The 19,901-nt window shown below is 69.1% G+C and carries 10 protein-coding genes; 1 reads left to right on the top strand and 9 read right to left on the bottom strand.

Going from position 1 to position 19,901, the window contains the following annotated elements; all coding sequences use genetic code 11:
• Positions 1-158: 158 nt before the first annotated feature.
• The 6 genes from ACIHFB_RS01750 to ACIHFB_RS01725 all read right to left on the bottom strand — a co-directional run bounded on the left by ACIHFB_RS01750 (position 159) and on the right by ACIHFB_RS01725 (position 10,029).
• Positions 159-947: an SAM-dependent methyltransferase gene (locus ACIHFB_RS01750; protein ID WP_365268469.1), complete on the bottom strand. Its 789-nt coding sequence runs from the start codon at positions 945-947 to the stop codon at positions 159-161.
• A 121-nt stretch (positions 948-1,068) separates the two neighbouring features.
• Positions 1,069-4,080, bottom strand: coding sequence for a glycoside hydrolase family 2 TIM barrel-domain containing protein (locus ACIHFB_RS01745; protein WP_400124899.1), 3,012 nt, complete (start codon positions 4,078-4,080; stop codon positions 1,069-1,071).
• A 21-nt stretch (positions 4,081-4,101) separates the two neighbouring features.
• Positions 4,102-6,840, bottom strand: coding sequence for an alpha-mannosidase (locus tag ACIHFB_RS01740; RefSeq protein WP_400124898.1), 2,739 nt, complete (start codon positions 6,838-6,840; stop codon positions 4,102-4,104).
• A 33-nt stretch (positions 6,841-6,873) separates the two neighbouring features.
• Complete coding sequence (locus ACIHFB_RS01735) at positions 6,874-7,680, bottom strand: carbohydrate ABC transporter permease (protein WP_365270975.1); 807 nt, start codon at positions 7,678-7,680, stop codon at positions 6,874-6,876.
• Between the two features lie 47 nt (positions 7,681-7,727).
• Entirely contained in the window at positions 7,728-8,684 is a 957-nt protein-coding gene (locus ACIHFB_RS01730; RefSeq protein ID WP_365268460.1) for a sugar ABC transporter permease, read from the bottom strand.
• Positions 8,685-8,691: 7 nt separating this feature from the next.
• On the bottom strand, positions 8,692-10,029 hold the full coding sequence (locus ACIHFB_RS01725) for an extracellular solute-binding protein (RefSeq protein WP_365268457.1): 1,338 nt from the start codon (positions 10,027-10,029) through the stop codon (positions 8,692-8,694).
• A 243-nt stretch (positions 10,030-10,272) separates the two neighbouring features.
• On the opposite strand from ACIHFB_RS01725, the gene ACIHFB_RS01720 reads away from it, so the two are divergent.
• Positions 10,273-11,274 (top strand): LacI family DNA-binding transcriptional regulator, encoded by a 1,002-nt coding sequence (locus ACIHFB_RS01720; RefSeq protein ID WP_365268454.1) that lies wholly within the window; start codon positions 10,273-10,275, stop codon positions 11,272-11,274.
• A 51-nt stretch (positions 11,275-11,325) separates the two neighbouring features.
• Here ACIHFB_RS01720 and ACIHFB_RS01715 read toward each other — a convergent pair whose 3' ends face one another.
• The 3 genes from ACIHFB_RS01715 to ACIHFB_RS01705 all read right to left on the bottom strand — a co-directional run bounded on the left by ACIHFB_RS01715 (position 11,326) and on the right by ACIHFB_RS01705 (position 19,788).
• A complete protein-coding gene (locus ACIHFB_RS01715; RefSeq protein WP_400124897.1) occupies positions 11,326-13,743 on the bottom strand; it encodes a GH92 family glycosyl hydrolase in 2,418 nt (805 codons plus the stop codon).
• Between the two features lie 200 nt (positions 13,744-13,943).
• Complete coding sequence (locus ACIHFB_RS01710; protein WP_365268449.1) at positions 13,944-14,582, bottom strand: hypothetical protein; 639 nt, start codon at positions 14,580-14,582, stop codon at positions 13,944-13,946.
• On the bottom strand, positions 14,551-19,788 hold the full coding sequence (locus tag ACIHFB_RS01705; protein WP_400124896.1) for a family 43 glycosylhydrolase: 5,238 nt from the start codon (positions 19,786-19,788) through the stop codon (positions 14,551-14,553). Before ACIHFB_RS01705 ends, ACIHFB_RS01710 begins: the two co-directional genes overlap by 32 nt.
• Between the last annotated feature and the right edge of the window lie 113 nt (positions 19,789-19,901).

The raw sequence follows: 19,901 nt of genomic DNA, 5'->3' as shown, positions 1-19,901 counted from the left end.
GTTGTGGGGGATGTGCCCCTTGTGCGTCAGCCGGTCGTCGCGGCTCGGCCGGACTCGCTGCGCAGAACGCAGAATTCGTCACAGTCGATCGCCACGTTCTGCACTACCGAAACCATGCGTCCGAGCCTTCCTCACTTCCGCCCCGGCGGCGACGCCGCTCAGGAGATGCGGGCCACTCCCGAGTAGATGCCGCTGGGTTCCGGTTCCGACGTCAGGGTCGGCTGGACCCACTCCGTTGCCGTCACCAGGCCGGGCGGAACGAGGTCGAGGCCGTCGAAGAAGCGTTCCACTTCCGGTCGGGTACGGAAGCCGAGCTGGATGCCGCCCTTGGCGTACTCGGCGGTGACCTGTGCGGCGAGTTCCGGAAACAGGTCGGACGAGGCGTGCGACAGCACCAGATAGCTGCCCGACGGAAGCGTGTCGACCAGAGCACGCACTATGCCGTGGGCGTCCTGCTCATCGGTGATGAAGTGCATCAGCGCGATGAGCGACAGCGCGATCGGGCGGTCGAAGTCCAGGACGTGCCGGGCGTGCCGGACGATGTCCTCGGGCCGGCGTACATCGGCCTGGATGTAGTCCGTGGCCCCGTCGGGGTGGCTGATCAGCAGCGCCTCGGCGTGGCGCAGGACGATCGGGTCGTTGTCGGTGTAGACGACGCTCGCCGACGGCGCGATGTTCTGGACGATCTGGTGGAGATTGGGCGCGGTGGGAATTCCCGTGCCGATGTCCAGGAACTGATCGATGCCCCGCCCGGCGAGCCAGGCCGCCGCCCGGTGCATGAACTGACGGTTCTGCCGAGCGGCATCCCTGGCTTCGGCCGGCAGTTTCTCCCCGACTGCCTCGTCGACCGGGTAGTTGTCCTTGCCGCCGAGCAGCCAGTCGTACACCCGCGCAGGGTGCGCCTTGCTGGTGTCGATCGGCAGAGACGGCTGTGGGTTGGTCGTCATGGCAGCTCCATCGCGCCCGTGAACGGTACAGATGAACGGTACAGACCGAGTACGCGATGATCGTACTCGGACATGTCATGTGCCTTGTACGAGGGGCGACTTGGAGAGCCCGGCATCGGACCTACCCTGCCGCGATGCGCAGCCTGATCGTGCGCGCTTCAGGGCGCAGCGCGTACTCGGGCCACACATCCGGTCCGCAGGCCCGTGAGCCGAGCCCGTGCTGAGCCGCGTCGATGATCAGGTGACTCGTCGTCGAATCGGGAAGCTCGAAGGGGTGTTCGGCCTGCGCGATCTGCTGCGGGGTGTGGCGGCTGAGGGTGAAGCCGGGGCGCCGCCCGTGTGTGTCGGGGATGGCCGCGATGCGGAGCACCTCGCTGTCGCCGCTCGCGAGCGTCAGCCGGCGTAGTCGGGAGCGGTGCCCGGTTTCCTGGGGGCGCGCGTAGGCGACCGAGAGGTCGCGGACGGTGGAGGAGAAACGCCCGGTGTGTGCCGCGCGCATGCTGTCGGGGTAGGACTCGTGCGGGCCCAGTCCGAACCACTCGGCGCCGTCGACGGGGGCCTCGCCGTCGGGCAGATCGAAGCGCACCCCGATCCGCGGCCACACCGTCCGCCAGCCGAGTGAAGGCTCGATCTCCACCCGCACTTCCAGTTCGCCGTCTTCGAGGGACCAGATGGACTCCACTGTCACCGACAGGGCGGAGTCCGCGGCGGAGACCTTGTCGACGGTGCGCAGGGCGTCCGAGGCGCGCTCCACGGAGATGCGCCGCGTGGTGAGCCGGTGGAGGCCGTCGCGACGCCACAGGTCGGCGCTGGAGACTCCGGCGATGCTGGCGTCGCTGTCCTGGAGTCTGTCGGACGGGCTTTCGTCGTTGTCGGTCGGCGCGCGGAACAGCTCCAGCCGCGGACCGGTCACCGCGCGGCCGTCGAGACGGGCGAGGGATCCGTCGATGAAGTCGGCGATTCCGAGCGTCAGCGTCCCGTCGTCCGGCCGCCAGTCCCTCCGTGACCGGACAGCAGGGACAGGGCGACGTGTGGAGCAGTCCAGCTGGGCCGTCGCGATCACATGCCCCTCAGGTGCCCAAGCGGTTCCCGTCGCCAGTACGGCCTCGACGGTGAGCCATGTCTCGGCGTCCGGGGACACCGTGATCCCGGGCAGCGTCACCCGCCCCGACTCGCCCGCCGTGACGACGGGCACCTCCAGATCCCCGGAGTCCACGGCCGTCCCGTCGTGCTCGACGCGCCAGCAAAAGCGCAGGTCCGAGGTGTCGGCCGAGTGCCGCAGGTTCGTGAACTCGACCTTGTCGCCGTCGAACGTGAAGCGGACCGGCTGCACCACTGCCTTGTATTCGTGGAGACTGGGCGTCGGGACGTCGTCGCTCAACAGCATGCCGTCCATCACGAAGTTGCCGTCGTGCACGACCTCTGCGAAGTCGCCGCCATAGGCGTAGTACGGCGTCCCGTCCGGGGCCGTGGCGAGGATGCCGTGGTCGCGCCACTCCCAGACGAAGCCGCCGTGCAGCCGCGGGTACTCGTGTACCAGTGCCTCGTACTGGTCGAATGCTCCGGGACCGTTGCCCATCGCGTGGGCGTACTCGCAGAGCAGGAACGGCTTGGTCCGCTGCCGGGCGCTCTGGGCGGGAGTGCAGTTCAGCAGGGCGGAGCGGATGCCGTCGGCACCGATCCGCTCGGTCTCCGACACCGACGCGTACATGCGTGAGTAGATGTCGGTGTACTCGCCGGTGTAGTCACCTTCGTAGTGCACGGGGCGCTCGGCGTCGCGCGCGTGGACCCACGCCGACATGGCGGCGAGGTTGCCGCCGGTGCCCGCCTCGTTGCCGAGCGACCAGATCACGATGCTGGGATGGTTCTTGTCGCGCTCGACGGTGCGCTCGATGCGGTCCAGACAGGCCTCGCGCCAGGCGGGATCGTCGCTCGGATTGCCGACCCAGCCCACCTTGTCGAAGCCGTGCGTCTCCAGGTCGCACTCGAGGACCACCCAGAAGCCGAGTTCGTCGGCGAGGTCCAGCAGCCGCGGATGCGGCGGGTAGTGGCTGGTGCGGATGGCGTTGATGTTGAACCGCTTCATGCGGGCCAAGTCCTCGCGGGCGTGCTCCTCGTCGAAGACCCGGCCGCGCTCGGGATGGGCCTCATGGCGGTTCACCCCGTGGAACACGACCCGGCGACCGTTGACCAGGAACCGGTCACCACGGATCTCGACCGTACGGAAACCCACCCGCAGCGCGATGCTCTCCGCGGCCGAGGACACGGTGGCGTCGTACAGGCGGGGCTGCTCGGCCGACCAGGGCTCCACGCCTGCGACGTCGAGGGGGCCCACGTCGGCCGCCGTGGCCCATACGTGCGCGATGCCGAGTTCGGGGATGCGGAGCGTGACGGGGAAGGCCGCCGGGTCGGCGACGACCTCCGCGTCGATGCGCCCGTGTCCGTTGTCGAACCCGGTCCGCAGCCAGACGTCCTCGATGCCCCCGGCCGGGCGGGCGAGCAGGGTGACATCGCGGAAGATGCCGGGCAGCCACCACTGGTCCTGGTCCTCGACGTAACTGGCCGCCGACCACTGGTGCACCCGCACGGCGACGACGTTGTCGCCCGGGCGCACCGCGGACGTCACGTCGAACTCGTGGGCCAGCCGGCTGCCACTCGCGCTGCCGATCTCGACGCCGTTCACCCACACCTTGAAGAGCGACTCGACGCCGTCGAACCGCAGCACCACACGGTCGGCGTCCGACCAGGCGGCGGGGAGGTCGAAGTGACGGCGGTAGTCGCCGGTCGGGTTCTCGTCCGGGACATGGGGCGGGTCGATCGGGAACGGGAACTGGATGTTCGTGTAGATCGGCCCGCCGTGGGCTCCATCGCCTTCGAGCACCCAGTGCGAGGGCACCGGGATGCTGTCCCAACCCTGGTCGTCGAAGCCTTCGGCGGCGAAGCCCGCTGCCACCGATGCCGTGGGGGACAGACGAAAGCGCCAGGGGCCGTTGAGCGAGAGGGAGGGGGCGTCGGAGTGCAGCCACGAGCGTGCCGGGCGCAGAGCGCCGTGTCCGGGTGCGGTGTCCTCGACGTACGCGGAAAGCTTGGAGGGCAAGAGGTCACAACTCTTTCTTGGTAGCGGGTGGGGCATCCGAGCGTCGGTCGCGGCCGGTCAGCGGACCACGACGGTGCGGATCTCCCAGGGGCCGAGGGCGAGTTCGAGCCCGTCGTCCACCGGTGTCCCGGAGAGGTGCCGGCCGAGCAGGTCGACCGTGGTTGCCTCGGTGAAGCGGCCGGTCACGCGGACGGTCGAGGGCGTGTCGCTCATCGCGGCCAGCCGGACCTCGGTCCCCTCACCGCGATCGTCGTCGTGGACACGGCGGATGCTCGACACGAGGACGTCCTTGCCGTCGACCCGCACACCACTCGAATCGGGGGGCAGTTGGCCCTCGGCGGGCGCGGTCCCGCGGGCGACGAGCACGTCGTTGCGGAACTCCTCGGCGAGAGCGACCGCGTTCGCCCCCTGCCAGCCGGCGGCCGAGGGGAGCACGGCGAACCGGTTCTCGATGCGCATGCCGAGATCCTGCGCGCCGGGTGCGGGGATCTCGCTCGCCGCGGGCTCGTCACGGAGCGGGTGGATGTTGACGCTGATGGAGCCGATGGCGCGCAGCAGGGTGATGGCGAGCGCGGAGCCGTCGTCGACGAGTTCGTACTCGCCGGAGTGGTCGAGCAGCACGGTGGCCGGGCCGGCCGACACGAAGGAACTCGCGGGGAAGGTGGGGAGCGGGTACTCGCCCCAGCCGCCCTCGGCGGTCAGTCCACGCTCGGTGACGGCGAACTGCCCGGCCGACGCGGACGTGTCCACGGGCTTGGGCAGCGGCACATGGAACCGCAGCCGGTGGTCGGCGGACCGGTTGAGGAACGCGGTGGAGACACGGACGAACGGCTCGCCCGCGCGGACCTCCACGAGCATCTCCACCGGCGTCGCAATGGTGTCGTCGCTGCGCCGGTCCCGGTCGCAGGAGAGCGTGGCGGGCCATTCGTAGACGCGTGTGACGCGCAACCTGGCGCGCAGCGGGCCGTTCTCGACGAGTTCGACGGTGACCTGCGCCGGCTGCGACACCAGCACATCCCGGCCCGGAGGCGCGTAGTTGTAGCTGTCGCCGCGGTCACCGCCGTCCACGAGGCGGCCCACTCCATGCAGGACGGTGCCGTCGGCCCCGGTCACGTCCAGGGTGCCGTCATCGGCTACGACGACCTCGATCAGCCCGTTCGATAGGGCGTCGGCAGCCGGTGTGACCGCTGCCCGCGCGGGTGCGCGCGTCGCCTGGGCGGCCGGTTCGTCGCTCGCCGCGACCCGGAAACCGGCCAGCCCCGAGGCGGGGACGTGCACGGGCACCAGCGCGGTGGCCCGGGCCTCCGCCAGCGTCCTTACCTGCCACTCGCCCGGATAGTCGGCGGCCGCGGCGGCGACCTCGCCGCGCAGGATCAGCAGGTCGAACGGTCCACCGGTCGGGACCTCGGCGAGGTGGAACACGAGCGAGTTCGGGGTGAGTTCGTAGTGGTCGATCAGCAGGCCGAACAGCTCGCGGCGGTGGATGCGGCGCAGCACGCGTTCGAGCTGCGAGGCGTCCATGCGCTCGTCGCTGAGGACGGTCGGGGCCTCGGAGACCAGCTGCACGGGATGCGTCGATCCGTCGGCGGAGGTCGCGATCAGCGTGGTGCCCTTCGGCGGGGCCACGACATCCACTTCGACCAGTGCCGTACGCGCCGACGGCAGCGGGTTGGCGACCAGGTAGGCGTCGCTGGGTACCCGGGCTGCGGGCTCGGCGAGCGCCGTGTCCCGGACGGCGCGGGCCGTCTGCGCGGCTTCGGCGAGCCGCGCCGCGACCTGGTCGCAGGTCTCGTCGGTGCCGGAGCCGACCACCGAGTCATGGGCCGTCGACTCGATGATCTTGTGCCAGGCGAGTTCGAGGAACGACGAGTCGTCGCGCCGCGACCACAGGGCGTTCATGCGCTCGGCGTGGTCGATGGTGCGCTCGGCGGCGGCCATCCGCTGCTTGAGCCCGAGCCGCACGGACAGCACGCCGGGGAGGATGTTGCCCCGCGCATGGCTGCGCAGCTCACCCGTGACGACGGCGGTCACCTCGTCCCGTACATGCCCCCGGATGTACTCGTCGAGCGTGGCGACGGTGATGGGGCGCTCCTCGCCGGATGCCTTCCGCAGCCAGGCCGCCAGTTGCGGGTCGGGCGCGTTGTGGTCGGTGCCGGACATGGCGAGCACCGGGTCACCGCCCCACCGCTGTGCCGTCATCTCGGCGTACTCGGCGAGCGCGCTGCGGATCCGGTCCGGCACCAGCAGGACGTCCAGGCCGTTGTCGTACCCGTCGAAGAGGAACTCGGTGCGGACCTCGGAACCGTCGGGGGCCCGCCAGCGGAAGGCGTGGCCGTCGACCGCTCCGGGCACCCCGCGCCACAGCGCCGCATGCTCGATGCCGGCCCGCGCCAGGATCTGCGGCATCTGCGCGACGTGCCCGAACATGTCCGGCAGATAGCCGATGGGCATCGCGCCGCCGAGACGTTCGGCGGCCGCCCACCCCATCTGGAGGTTGCGGACGATGGTCTCGCCGGAGCAGAGGAACTCGTCGAGCAGGATCAGCCACGGCCCGACGGCGAGCCGGCCCTCGGCGACCAGCGCCGCGACCCGGTCACGGTTCTCCGGGCGCATCTCCAGGTAGTCCTCGACCGCGGCCATCTGCCCGTCGACGGTGAACCGGAAGTCCGGGTCGGCCTCGGCCGTCTCCAGCACGGTGTCGAGCGCGGTGACGAGCCGGTGCCGGAACACCTGGAACGGCTCGTACCACTCCCGGTCCCAGTGGAAGTGGGGCACGAAGACAGCAGGGTTGGACATGGTGCCAGAGACCTTCTGTGTGGGGGGAGGACGTCACTTCAGCGAGCCGGCGGCGAGGCCGGTGCGCCAGAACCGCTGGAGCAGGATGAACACGATGATCACGGGCACGATCGACACCAGCGAGCCGGTGATCACGGACTCCTGGAGGAGCGGGGAGCGGGCGGTCTGCCCGTTCCAGGTGAAGAGGCCGAGCGTGATCGGGAAGAGGGACTCCTTCTGGAGCATCACCATCGGAAGGAAGAAGTTGTTCCAGATGCCGACGAACTGGAACAGGAAGATGGTCACCAGCGCCGGCGACATCAGCCTGACCGACACCGAGAAGAACGTGCGGAACTCACCGGCACCGTCGAGGCGCGCGGACTCGATGAGCTCCTGGGGCACGGCGGCGTTCGCGAAGATCCTCGCGAGGTAGACGCCGAACGGGCTGACGATGCTGGGAAGGAAGACCGCGAGGTAGGTGTTGACCAGCCCGACCTCGGAGAACAGCAGGAACAGCGGCAGCGCCAGCGCGGTGCTGGGGACCAGCACACCGCCGAGGATGACCGAGAACAGGAACTCCCGGCCGCGGAAGCGGAACTTGGCGAGCGCGTAGCCGCACAACGCCGAGATCAGGGTGCCCACGGCCGCGCCCAGCACCGCGTAGACGACCGTGTTGAGGATCCATCGGGCGAAGATGCCGTTGTTGAAGGTGAACAGGGTGTGCAGGTTGTCGAACAGCTGGAAGTTCGAGAACGTCAGGCCGTTGGTGGAGGCGAGGTCGCCCTGCGGTTTCGTCGCCGCGACGATCAGGAAGTACAGCGGCAGCAGGAAGTAGATCGCCAGCACCAGCATCAGCGCCATGACGGCCGTACGGCTCACGCGGCTTTCCTGGACAGGGGGTCGATTGCTCACAGTCCCGCCCTCTTGGAGGTCAGTCGCATGAATCCGAAGCTCAAGACGAAGGTGATGACGGCGATGACCACCGAAATGGCCGCGGCCTGCTGGTAGTTGTTCCCGACGGCCACGGTGTACGCCAGCATGTTCGGGGTGAACGTGCTGGAGATGTTCGACGAGATCTGCCGCAGCACGGCCGGCTCGGAGTACAGCTGAAGTGTGCCGATGATCGAGAACACCGTGGTCATGACGATGGACGGGGCGATGATCGGGACCTTGATGCGCCAGGCGATGGTCCAGTTGCCGGCCCCGTCGATCCGCGCGGCCTCGTAGAGCTCCTGCGGGATGGACTGGAGCGCCGAGAACATGATCAGCATGTTGTAGCCGGTCCACAGCCAGGTCGAGACGTTCGCCGTCGACCACAGCACGGCACCCGGGCCCAGGAAGTCGGGGTCCAGACCGATGTGGTTCAACAGGTCGACGACGGGGCTGAGTTGCGGCGAGTAGAGATACGACCACATGATCGCGGCGATGACGCCGGGCACCGCGTACGGCATGAACGCGGTGGTGCGGAAGAACCCCTTGAGCTTCAGCAGGTGGGTGTCGAGGAGCAGCGCCATGATCAGCGCGGTGAAGAGCATCACGGGCACCTGCACGATGCCGAACAGGCCGATACGGCCGATGCTGGACCAGAACTCGTCGTTCTGGAACACCTCCACGTACTGCTCGAAACCACCGAAGGTGGTGTACGAGGTGCCGTACTGTCCGCCGGAGCGGCGCACCACGCGGAAGCTCTGCCACAGCGCGTAGCCGATGGGCACCAGGTAGAACAGCACGAACGGCAGGAAGAAGGGCGTCAGGAACGCGACGATGGTGCCGGCCCGGGGGCCGCCGCCGTCCAGTCGTGGACGGCGGCGACCCCGGGGCGGTGGTGACACCGCGTCGGTCGGACGGGTGGCGATGTCGGTCATGCTGTGATCACTTGCCCGCGGTGGCCGGGATCGCCTGGTCCTGCATCGACTTCAGCGCGGCGGACTGGGCGGCCGCGAGCGCGTCGGTGAGCTTGCCGTCACCGGCCGCCGCCTTGGCCATCGCGTCCTGGAGCGCCAGGTTCACCGTCTTCTGGGTGGGCCCCCAGGCGAAGTCGGTGTCGATCTTCTTGGACGACTCGGCGAAGACGTCGAAGATCTTCTCGTTGTTGTAGTACGGCACGCCCTTGGCCAGCGCCGGAAGCTTCAGCCCGTCGTTGGACGCCGGGTACAGGCCGCCCAGCTCGTTCGACATCGCGAGCGCCTCGGGGTCGGTGTTCAGCCACGTGTTGAACTCGGCCGCCTCGTAGAGGTGCTTGCCGCCCTTCATGAACGCGACGGTCGAGCCGCCCCAGTCGCCGGAGTTACCGCTCGCACCCCACGTCGGCATGGGGACGATCGACCACTTGCCGGCCTGGTCGGGCAGGTTGTCCCGGATGCCGCTGTAGCCCCAGGCGGCCCCGACCTGGGTGGCCATCTGGTTGTTCTGGTAGGCGGCGAACATCTGCGTCGAGCCGTTGGCGAGGTCGGTGCGCACGAGCTTGTCGTCGATCAGCTTCTGCCAGTAGTCGGCGACCTGCTTGCTCTTGTCCGACTCCACGGTGACGTGCCACTTGTCGCCGGAGTAGCTGTACATCGCCGCGTTGTTCTGCCAGAGGAGCCCGTTGAACCACTCGGCGTTGTTCGGGTCGAAGAACGTGATGGTGAGCTTCGGGTCCGCCTTGTGCAGCTTCGCCGCGGCGCTCGCGTACTCGTCCCACGTCGTCGGGATCGGGACGTCGTACTTCTTGAAGATGTCGGTGCGGACGTACAGGGCCATCGGGCCCGTGTCCTGCGGCAGGGCGAACACCCCGCTGTCGTTGAAGCTGGACTGCGACCAGGTCCACGGGACGAACTTCGACTTGGCGTCGGCGGCCGTCTTGCAGGCCGAGGCGTCCACGAAGGCGTCCTGGGAGCGCAGGGTGGGCAGCTGGTCGTAGCCGACCTGGGCGAGGTCCGGTGCCTTACCGGCCTTCAGGGCGTTGCCGATCGCTCCGTACTGGTCGTTGGAGATGTTCTTCGTCTCGACCTGGATGTCGGGATGTTCCTTGTTCCACAGGTCGACGACCTTGTCCATGCCGTTGACGGTGTTCCAGTACTGGAGGGTGACCTTGCCCTTGGAGGGCTCGCAGGAAGGGCCGGACGCGCTGTCGGACGACGAGTCGGACGACGAGCATCCGGCGAGGACGACCACGCCGGCGGCCGCGGCTGCGATGACGAGGCGAGTACGTGTGACTGTGCTGCTCATATCTTCCGTTCCAGATAACGACTAGCGGCAGTGCTAGGCGGGTCGACGTTGACACCTGGAGGCGGATGCCTTCTGGTTGGAATGAGTGGCCGTGAGCGGTAACGTGAGCGCTCACGGGAGCGGTAACGGGAATTGATTGGGAGTGTGGGCTTCCATACGCCGGAGTGTCAAGGCTCCGTCGCCCCCCGGCATACTCGGTGTCCCTGCGGCGCACGCGCGTCGGCAATTTCGCGGAGGTGAGTGATGGCGTCGTCGGGGACCGGACCCCGCAGGGTGACGATCGACGATGTGGCCCAGGCCGCCGGGGTGTCCCGGCAGACAGTGTCGCGGGCCCTCAACGACAAGGGCGAGATCGGTGTCACCACCAAGCAGCGCGTCCTGGACGCCGCCCTTGCGCTGGGATACCGGCCGAGCCGGTTCGCCCGGGGACTCGTCCGCCAGGACACGATCAGCGTCGGACTGGTGATCCCCGATCTGCTCAACCCCTTCTTCACCGAGGTCGCGGCCGCCGCGCTGGACGCGGCGCGGGGGCGCGGCTGGCATGTGGTCGTCTACGACACCGGTGACCGCATCGAGGAGGAGCGGGGCACGCTCGAGGTGATCGCCTCGCAGGTGGACGCCGTCGTGGGGTACCTGAGCCAGTCCGAGGACGAGATCGACAAGCTGACCCGAGGGCTCCCTGTGGTGCTGATCGACCGGGAGGACCGCACCGAGCGGTTCAGCTCGATCCGCATCGACGGCAAGGAGGGCGTCCACGCCGCGATCAGGCATCTGGTCGAGTCCGGGCACCGGCGCATCGGCATGCTCGATCACGCGGAACGGTCCCAGCCGAGTATCCGCCACGAGTGGTTCGACGCCGCGATGTCGGCGTGCGGACTGGACGCCGGATCCGTGAGCCGCGCCGACCAGAGCGTCGGGGGCGGGGACAGCGCACTCCAGGACCTCCTCGTCCGGCACCCCGACGTGACCGCCGTGTTCACGTTCAACGACATCGTCGCCATAGGAGCCCTGCGTGCCGCGCGTCGACTCGGCCGGCAGGTACCCCGGGACCTTGCCGTGATCGGCTTCGACGGCCTCCAACTGGGCGAGCTCGTCGAACCGCCGCTGTCCACGGTGGCCCTGGACACGCGGGGGCTCGGTGCGCTCGCCGTCGAACAGGCCGCCCGGCTGCTGACCGGAAGCGGCCCGCTCGGCCGTGACGAACTGGTGGTCGGGGCGCAACTGCGGCTGCGTGAATCGGCGTAGGCGTCCTGGGAAGGCCGGTGTGGGCCCGGGCATGCCGGGCCCACAGGGGTGTCACTTCGGCAGGTCGTCCGGGTCGGTCGCCCACCGGGTGTTCGGCTGCTCGGTGAGCCGGAAGGTGAGAGAGCCGCCCGAGCGTGTCAGACCGGCGTCCGTCCAGGACTTCCGATGCGCCCGCCCGTCGAGGCGCACGGCGTCCACGTAGGTGTGGGTGTCGTCGGCGTCGGGCGCACTGATGGTGATGTCCCTGGGGCCGGGCCGGTCCACCACCGCGGTGGGGAAGACCGGGGCTCCCAGCAGCAGGGAGGCGCTGCCCGGGGTCTGCGGATACAGGCCCAGGGCGGAGAAGACGTACCAGGCGGACATGGTGCCCAGGTCGTCATTGCCGGGCAGACCCGCGGGTCCGGTGCCGTAGACGGTGTCGAGGATCTGGCGCACCGTCGCCTGGGTCTTCCAGGGCTGTCCGAGCGCGTTGTAGAGCCAAGGGGCGTGAATGCCGGGCTCGTTGGTCGGGTCGTAGCGCAGTGGGTCGCCGCCGCGGACCGACCAGGAGCCGTCCGCCTTGTGGAAGAAGCCGTCCAGCCGGGCCGCGGCGACTTCCCGGCCGCCCATCGCGGCGGCCAGGCCCTGGACGTCCTGCGGCACCATCCAGGTGTAGGTGGCGCTGGTGCCCTGGGCGAAGCCGAGGTCACTGGCGGGGTTGAAGGGGGTGACCCAGGAGCCGTCCAGCCTGCGGGCCTGGATGTAGCCGGCGTCGGTCGTGGCTTCGGGGTTGAAGACGTTGCGCCAGTAGGCGGCGCGCTCGGTGAAGACCTCGGCCTCCGTCTCCCGGCCGAGCAGCTTCGCCCACTTGGCGAGTGCGGAGTCCGCGACGGCGTCCTCCAGGGTCTCGGCGGCACCGCCCCAGCAGTGGCACACGTCCTGGGCGGCGTATTGCGAGTTCAAGTACTGGGCCAGGTTGGGGCGTTGACCGACGCACTGGCCGGGGCAGCCGGCGTCCGAGAGCCCGTCCGGGTGGGGCACTGTGGCCTGGCGGACGAGCGAGTCGAAGGCCCCCTTGTAGTCGAAGTTGCGCACGCCCATGGCATAGAAGGTCGCCAGCGTCGCCGCCGTCGGGTCGCCGGTCATGACATGGGTGGCGCCGCTGACGTGCACCCAGCGATCCCACACCCCGCCGTTCTGCCGCGCGAAGTTGTACAGCGACTGCGCGAAGTCGCCCGCCACGGTGGGCTTCAGCAAGGCGAGCAGCTGGATCTGTGCGCGGTACTGGTCCCAGCCGGAGAAGTTGCTGTACTGCGCCCCCTGGCCACGCGCCAGCCGGTGCACGGCCTGGTCCATGCCCCAGTAGCGGCCGTCGGTGTCGCTGATCAGGTTCGGCTGCATGAGGGAGTGGTAGAGCGCGGTGTAGAAGGTCTCTCGGCGGGCCGCGCTGCCGCCCTTGATCCGTACGGTGTTCAGTTCCCGGTCCCAGGCCCGCGTCCCGGCCTCGGCCACGTCGGCCACGCTCGCGTCCGGCGCGACTTCCGCCCGCAGGTTGGCCTCGGCGCCGGCGAGGCTCACGTACGAGATACCGAGCCGCATGTGGACATCGTTGTCGGAGCCGGTGTCGAAGCCGACCCAGCCGCCGGAGCCGCGACCCGCACGGTCCGCGCCGGTCGCGTATCCCTCGCCTCCGGAGGCCGTCGTCGAGCCGGGGGAGAGCGTGCCGTCCTTCCAGGTGCCGACCCAGCTGAAGGCACGGTCGAAGGAGGCGCTGAAGTGCAGCTTGTAGTAGCTCTTGCGGTTGTTGACCCCGCCGTTGGCGCGGCGGCCGCAGAAGGCGCCGGTGAGCACCCAGCCGGTCACCTTGCGGTGGGCGGCGTCGATGTCGACGTGCGCGTCCTCGCTGCCGTTGAGGGAGTTGGAGACGCGGAAGAGCAGGTTGGCCGGGCGGTCGCTCGGGAACGTGAAGTCCGCGACGCCCGCGCGCTTGCTGACCGAAAGGTCGGCCGTGGCGCCGGACTTGAGGCCGAGGGTGTAGCGGCCGGGCACGGCCTTCTCGTCGGCGTGCGAGAAGTCGGCGGCGTACACGGCGTCCTTGGTGTCCGCGGAGGGCGAGGACGTGACGTCACCGACGAACGGCATGATCGGTACGTCGCCCGCGGCACCGGGATTGCAGCCGGCTCCGTTCACATGGGTCAGGCTCAGACCCCGGATGCGCGTCGTGTCGTACTGGTAGCCGTTGGCCGCTCCCGTGCTGGTCTGGTCGCCCGTGGTGCTGGTCGGGGACCAGGCGATCATCCCGTACGGGAGGGTGGCGCCGGGAAAGGTGTTGCCGCCGTTCGCGGAGCCGATGAGGGGGTCCACGAGGGAAGAGGGGTTCTCGGCCGCCGTGGCGGGAGAGGGGGCGGCCACCGCTAGGGCGGTGGCCACCAGTGCGGTCACGGTTCTCGTGCCGAAGCGTCTTGTGGTGCGCGACCGTTCAGGGCGCATGTCAGCAATGGCCTTTCGCCGAGGAGCACATGAGGGGTGGCGGCACCAGAGTGGCTGGGAGCGGGGAGAGGTGTGCGTCCTGGTGGTGAAGGTGGGGTGAACGGTGTCTCGGCTCCGGCCAACCAGCGGATTCCGCAACGCACGAGAGCGCACCCGGAGCCCCGGACCCCGGATGCGCTCGCTGAGCCACCTTCCTGGAGTCACAGACCGTCACGCACCATGGCGGCGACGATCTGGACATGGCGGTCGGCCGCCGTGCTCGAGAACTCGTTCTCGTAGTTCAGGCCGTAGGGCCAGAAGTGCCCGCCGCCGGTGGACAGCGCGGCGCTCGAACCGTCGAACTGCCTGACGAGCGCCGTGGCCTGCGCACCACGCCAAGTTCCGCTGGAGCCCAGGGAGTTCCAGCCCGAACTGGTGCCTACGCCGATCGTGTGGGCGATCTCGTGCAGCGCGGTCCGCTCGGTCATGTAACCGCGGTTGCCGAACCGGATGGTTCCGTTGATGTTGCCGTCGGCGGTGGGCACGCTCGGGTCGTAGCGGACGGTGATGGTCTTGCCCAGGTCGCTGAGGTTGTTGTACCGGGCCACCGCTGCGTTCATGGCCGTCGTGATGAGGTTGTACGCCGTCAACTGGTCCTGCGTGGGGTTGGCCGCCCGCTCGAGCGTCCAGGTGATGGTGGCCGCCGCCACCTGTTCCTGGGGAACGGGTGCCGTCTGCGGGGCGGCCTGAGCGACGCCGGGGCCTACTAAGAGGGCTGCCGCCAGCGCGGCGACGACCAGTTTGCCGCGCCGGGATATCGCCGCTCGGTCAGTGCTTTCCTGGGCCTGTCGTGGACTCATGTGGGGGCTTCCTCCTGGGGGTGAGGGTGATGATGCCCTTGAGCTTCGGGCTGGTGGCGTTGTCGTAGAGGACTTCGCCGCCGGACGTCTTCCAGATCCTGATGCGGAAGGAGTCCGGAGCATCGGTGGCGGTGACACGGAAGGTGTAGCCCCGGGTGCCGTCGACCGTGCCGGAGCCCTGGAGGACGGCCTGCGAGCCGGTCACCACGAGCCAGTCGGAGGCGGTCGAGCGGAACTTCAGCCGGGCCGGACCGAAGTCGAAGGAGGCCCTTGCGGTGGGAACGGTGGCTCCCTTCGCATAGAGCGCGGCGAAGGAGAAGGCGGCCTTCCCGGTCAGGTCCGGGTCGGTGGGGGAGGCGCCGGCCGGGGAGGTGAAGACGCCGGTGCCGAGGGCCGGTCCGGCGGAGCGGTCGTAGACGATCAGTTCGGGGAGGGTCCTGCTGTCCGAGGCCCCCTCGTCGTCGATGAGGGTGATCACCGGGCGGCGGATGCCCGCCTTGCCGTAGGTGTGTTCGGCCCGGCAGGTGGTGGCGGTGACCGTGCCGGACTGTGGCTCGCTGCCGTCCTTCCAGTCGACCGTGCAGGTGTGGGTGTCGCTCGTGCCCGGGTCGGTGAACCGGGCCGTGACGATGGCCCGCTTGCCGACCGGGACCGGGGAGCGCGGGCCCTCGGCGGAGGTGACGGACGGTGCCGCGTTGGCCACCTCGACGGTGGCCGTGTCGCTGCTGCGGCCGCCGGTCAGGGTGAGCTCGTAGGTGCCGTCGTCGGTGCAGGTGACCGTCGTCGTGACCGCCCCGGGGTCGGCGAGGGTGCAGGGCGCCCCCGCCTGGGCCGTCCACTTCGCGCTGCCCGCACCGGAGAGCGTGCCGCCCAGCCGGATGGCGTCGCCTTCCTTCCCGGTGGCGTCCGGACCGGCGTGCACGATCGTCACCGGGTCGATGCTCGTCAGGGTGGGCACGACCTTCTCGATCAGGCCGTCAGCGTCGAACTCAAGCCTGTCGACGGTCGTTTCGCGGTGTGTGCCGTCACCGCCGGGGAGGGCGAACCGGTGGTAGGCGATGTACCAGTCGTCGCTGTTCGGCACCTGGACGACGGAGTGGTGGCCGGGACCCTTGATGCCGAGGGAGAGGTCCTTCTCCAGGATCACGCCGCGCTTGGTCCACGGGCCGGTGGGGGAGGGGCCGGTGGCGTAGGCGACGCGGTAGTTCTCGTCGCGGGTGTCGTTCTCCGACCACATGAAGTAGTAGGTGCCCTGGCGCTTGATGACGAAGGTGCCCTCGTTGTAGCCGCTGGGCGTCATGTCCTCGACCTTCGCGGTGTCGATGGAGGTCATGTCGTCGTTCAGCGGAGCCACATAGGCGTGACCGTTGCCCCAGTAGAGGTACGACTGCCCGTCGTCGTCGGTGAACACCGCCGGGTCGATCATCTGCCCGCTCAACTGGCCTGCTCTGAGCAGCGGTTGACCGAGCGCGTCCTTGAACGGACCGGTCGGCGAGTCGGACACCGCGACACCGATGTTCGCGTCGGCGCAGAAGTAGAAGTAGTACTTGCCGTCCTTCTCGGCGATCGTCGGCGCCCAGGCCCTGCTGTCCGCCCAGGAGACGTCCGGGCCGAGGTCGAGGATGACGCCGTGGTCCTTCCAGTGGACCAGGTCGGTGGAGGAGTACGCCTTGAACTGCGTGCCGCTCCAGCCCTCGAAGCCGTCGGTCGTCGGATACAGGTAGAAGGTGTCACCGAAGCGGACGATGTTCGGGTCGGCGTTGAGCCCGGGCAGCACCGGGCTCTTCATGATCAGCGCCGAGACCGTCCAGGTCCGCTTCGTGCCGTCGGACCCCGTCACCTCGTACGTCACCGGCTCGGTGAAGTCATGGACGCTGCCGGACGCGGGGCTGATCGCCGCGCCGCGGGCGAGGGTGAACTCCGGTGCGAGGGCGGTGAGATCGGTGCCCTCCGCCATCGGCAACGTGATCCTGCCGTTCGCGTTGTCGATGAGCGCGTCGACCTTCAGCGCGGGGTGCGTCGCCTTGGCGATTCCGGCGGTGTTCCCGCTGAGCTCCATGACCTCCGCGGCCGACAGGGCCCGGTCGTAGATGCGGAAGTCGTCGACCTCGCCGGCGAAGTAGGGGTCGGCCGAGTACAGGGAGCGGCCGATGTAGCCGCTGTAGTCCTTGTTCGCGTCGTACAGCTCGGACGGCCTGATGGTCGTCGTCGTACGGGCCGCCTCGACACCGTCGACGTAGAGGACCATCGTGCCGGTCGAGCCGTCGAGGGTCACCGTGACGTGCCGCCACTCACCGGGCGTGAGCTGCGAACCTGCGGTCAGTTTCGACTCCGCCGACCAACTGGCCTTCGTGATCGCCGAGTAGAGGCTGGAGCCGCCGTTCGAGGGGGTGGCGAAGAGGTACCTGTCGCTGTCGGGCCCGAACCCGAAGAGCCACTGGAAGCTGTTGCCGCCCTGCCACTTGGCGTACGTCGACACGGTCACGCTGTCGGCGTTCTTCAGCACGCCGTTCGGGATCTTGACGTAGGGGGACGTGGCGGAGTCGCCGGACATTCTGAACGAGCCGCCGTGCACGCCGGTCCCGAAGTCGGGTGTACGGACGTAGGTGCCGTGGTAGCCGTGGCCGCTGGAGTCCCGGGCGATGGTGCCGCCCGTCTCGTCGAAGTCGTAGTCGAGGAGCAGGTCGGCCGGGACGTCCGGGCCTTCCTCCGAGACGGTGACCTCGGCGCGGACCGGGATCGCGGCGCCGTCCGGCAGGCTGCCCGTCACCGTGAAGGTACCGGCCTGGGCGTACTGCGACTCCGGTACGTCCTCCCAGGTCACCGCGGTGGGGCGCTCGACTCCGTCGGCGTATGTGGCGATCACGGTGGCGGGCAGTACAGGGGCGTCACCGATCCGCGTCCGCACGGACACGTCCTCGACGCTCTCGACGAACTGGTCCGGCTGGTAGGCACGCAGCAGCCGGTCGTACTCGGCCTGGGTGACCGGGAGTACGGTGCCGTGGCGCGGCCTGGCGGGCAGGTCGTAGTCCGTGGACGGGGTCCAGTTCCCGGAATCGAGGTCGGTCGTCTCGAACGGTATGTAGCCGCGGCCCCCGAACTCGTCGAGGAACGCGTACCACTTGTCCTCGGTGTTCGACTTGAAGACCAACGGCCCCTCGGCGGCGCTCATCGCACCCTTGCCGATGCCCTCGGCCACCGCGTCCCAGGACGGGTCGAGGATCGAGTCGCTCTTCTCCTCGAAGATGAACTTGCTGTTGGGAGTCGAAGAGCTGTTGTTCCGCTCGTCCTTCGACAGGCGGTAGTACATGCCGTCGTGCTGGATCATCGTGGAGTCGATGACCGAGTAGCCGCGGTCGATCCAGACCTCGGGTTCGCTGAACGTGTAGAAGTCGCGGGTGGTCGCGTACATCATGCGGTTGTACGTGTCGCCGGTGTGCGCCTCGTCGTCGTACAGTTTCGACGCCCAGAAGACGACGTATTCGCCGAGCCGCGCGTCGTAGAACGCCTCCGGCGCCCAGGTGTTGCCCGCGCTGTCGGGGGAGACCTTGACCAGCCGCTGGTTCGTCCAGTGCACCAGGTCGGTGGACTCCCAGACCATGATGGACTTGCTGCCGGTGCGCTGGGCGGCGTCCCAGTCGCCGTTGCCGTAGATCCGCAGGTCGGTGGCGATCTGGTAGAACTTGTCGCCCTCGGGGGAGCGGATGATGAACGGGTCGCGCAGGCCCTTCTCACCGAGCGTGGACGTCAGGACCGGCTTGCCGTCGTTCAACTCCCGCCATTTCAGCGGGTCGTCGCCCTTGCTGAGGGCGGAGTGGAGCTGCTCGCCGTCCGAGGTGCCCTCGCCGGTGAAGTAACTGAACATGTAGCCCTTGAGGGCTTCGTGCGCGGGGAGTTCGGGGATCTCGGCGGTGAAGGTGCGGGTTGTCCGTGCCTCGCCCTTGGTGACGGTGGCGGTCAGCTCGACGGTGGTGGAGCCGTCGCCGCGCGCGGGCCGGTGGACCACGCCGTCGGCGGAGACCACGTCCGGGTTCGCGGAGGACCAGGCGACGTCGGTGCCGTAGTCACCTTGCGCGGGAAGGGTCAGGTTGCCGCGGGCGTCGTCGAGGTTGTGGACGGCGAGGGCTTCGGCGGCCTGCTCGGTGGCGGTCCGGTCGTCGAAGTCGGGGAGGACCGTGACGTCGAACGTCTTGGTGTCCGTGACGGGGCCCTTCTTCAGGATCGCGGTGAGCGTGGCGTGGGCGGCGGGTTCACCGGCCGCGGGACGGGTGACCTTGCCGGTGTCGGACACGACGGAGGTGTTGTCGCCGGCCCAGCTGATCGTGGAGCCGCCGGCCGTCCCGGTCTTCGGCAGGTCCAGGTCGGCCGTGACGGCAGAGGTGTCACCGAGACTGAGGGCCGCCTTGTCGTCGGCGACGCCCTGTGTGGCCACGGGCAGGGCAAGATCCTCGACCTCGGAGGCGTCCAGTGCACGGTCGTAGATCCGGAAGTCGCGGATCCTGCCCTTGAAGAGCCTGTCGCCGGAGTAGACCGACTTGCCGATGAAGTTGGCGGTCGTCGTGCCGGAGCCGATGGCGCCCGGGGTGATGGTGACGGAGGTGTTGCGGCCGACCTCGACGCCGTCCTCGTACAGCACACCGGTCGAACCGGTCTGCGTGTAGGTGAGGTGCTTCCACACCGCGCGGGTCAGGTTGTGGGAGTCGGCCGGCCTGGTGGTCTGCTCCGTCGACCAGTTGCCGGTCGCGATCGAGGTGCGCAGGGAGTTGCCGGTGGTGAACAGATAGCCGTTCCCGCTGCTCCCGCTGGAGTTGCCGAAGCCGTAGATGAAGTACGGCGTGGACTGCGCGGAGTCGATCAGTACATCGGTGGAGACGGTGATCGCGTCCATGCCCTTCATCACGTCGTCCGGCACCTTGACGTAGGTGTCGGAGCCGTTGAAGGCGAGCCCCTGCCCGTTGCCCGACCAGTCGGCGGTCCCGCTCACCGTGCCGTCGAGGCCGTTGCCGGAGGCGTCGGTCACGGTGTTGCCGGAGGCGGCGTCCAGCTTGTACCAGAGGGCCGGCCCTGCGCTCACGTCCGCGGTGACCGCGGCCCGCGCGGGGAGTGCGGGCGCGGCGAGGCACAGGAACAGTGACGCGGCCATCAGGCCGGCGAGACGGCCCGCCCTGCGTCTCGCACGGGTGCGCTGACCTGCGATGTACGTCATGTGTGTTTCCCTGCTGAGGCATGGCTGACGGAGGAAGGGAAAGGCAAGGGGAGCCGGCCGGGAACGGGCGCTGCGGCCAGGGCGCCTTGTTCGTTTCGGCTGTGTGACGTCGT

The sequence above is a fragment of the Streptomyces sp. NPDC051963 genome (assembly GCF_044593495.1).
Classification (GTDB): domain Bacteria; phylum Actinomycetota; class Actinomycetes; order Streptomycetales; family Streptomycetaceae; genus Streptomyces.
Note: the sequence above shows the minus strand (reverse complement) of the source record. Positions and strands in the feature narration are given on the sequence as shown.

What these genes read in the sequence shown, in the direction of transcription:
- ACIHFB_RS01750 (WP_365268469.1), bottom strand. Translation starts at nt 947, where the DNA reads ATGACGACCAACCCACAGCCGTCTCTGCCGATCGACACCAGCAAGGCG.
- ACIHFB_RS01745 (WP_400124899.1), bottom strand. Translation starts at nt 4,080, where the DNA reads ATGCCCCACCCGCTACCAAGAAAGAGTTGTGACCTCTTGCCCTCCAAG.
- ACIHFB_RS01740 (WP_400124898.1), bottom strand. Translation starts at nt 6,840, where the DNA reads ATGTCCAACCCTGCTGTCTTCGTGCCCCACTTCCACTGGGACCGGGAG.
- ACIHFB_RS01735 (WP_365270975.1), bottom strand. Translation starts at nt 7,680, where the DNA reads ATGGCGCTGATGCTGGTGCTGGCGATCTACTTCCTGCTGCCGCTGTAC.
- ACIHFB_RS01730 (WP_365268460.1), bottom strand. Translation starts at nt 8,684, where the DNA reads ATGACCGACATCGCCACCCGTCCGACCGACGCGGTGTCACCACCGCCC.
- ACIHFB_RS01725 (WP_365268457.1), bottom strand. Translation starts at nt 10,029, where the DNA reads ATGAGCAGCACAGTCACACGTACTCGCCTCGTCATCGCAGCCGCGGCC.
- ACIHFB_RS01720 (WP_365268454.1), top strand. Translation starts at nt 10,273, where the DNA reads ATGGCGTCGTCGGGGACCGGACCCCGCAGGGTGACGATCGACGATGTG.
- ACIHFB_RS01715 (WP_400124897.1), bottom strand. Translation starts at nt 13,743, where the DNA reads ATGCGCCCTGAACGGTCGCGCACCACAAGACGCTTCGGCACGAGAACC.
- ACIHFB_RS01710 (WP_365268449.1), bottom strand. Translation starts at nt 14,582, where the DNA reads ATGAGTCCACGACAGGCCCAGGAAAGCACTGACCGAGCGGCGATATCC.
- ACIHFB_RS01705 (WP_400124896.1), bottom strand. Translation starts at nt 19,788, where the DNA reads ATGACGTACATCGCAGGTCAGCGCACCCGTGCGAGACGCAGGGCGGGC.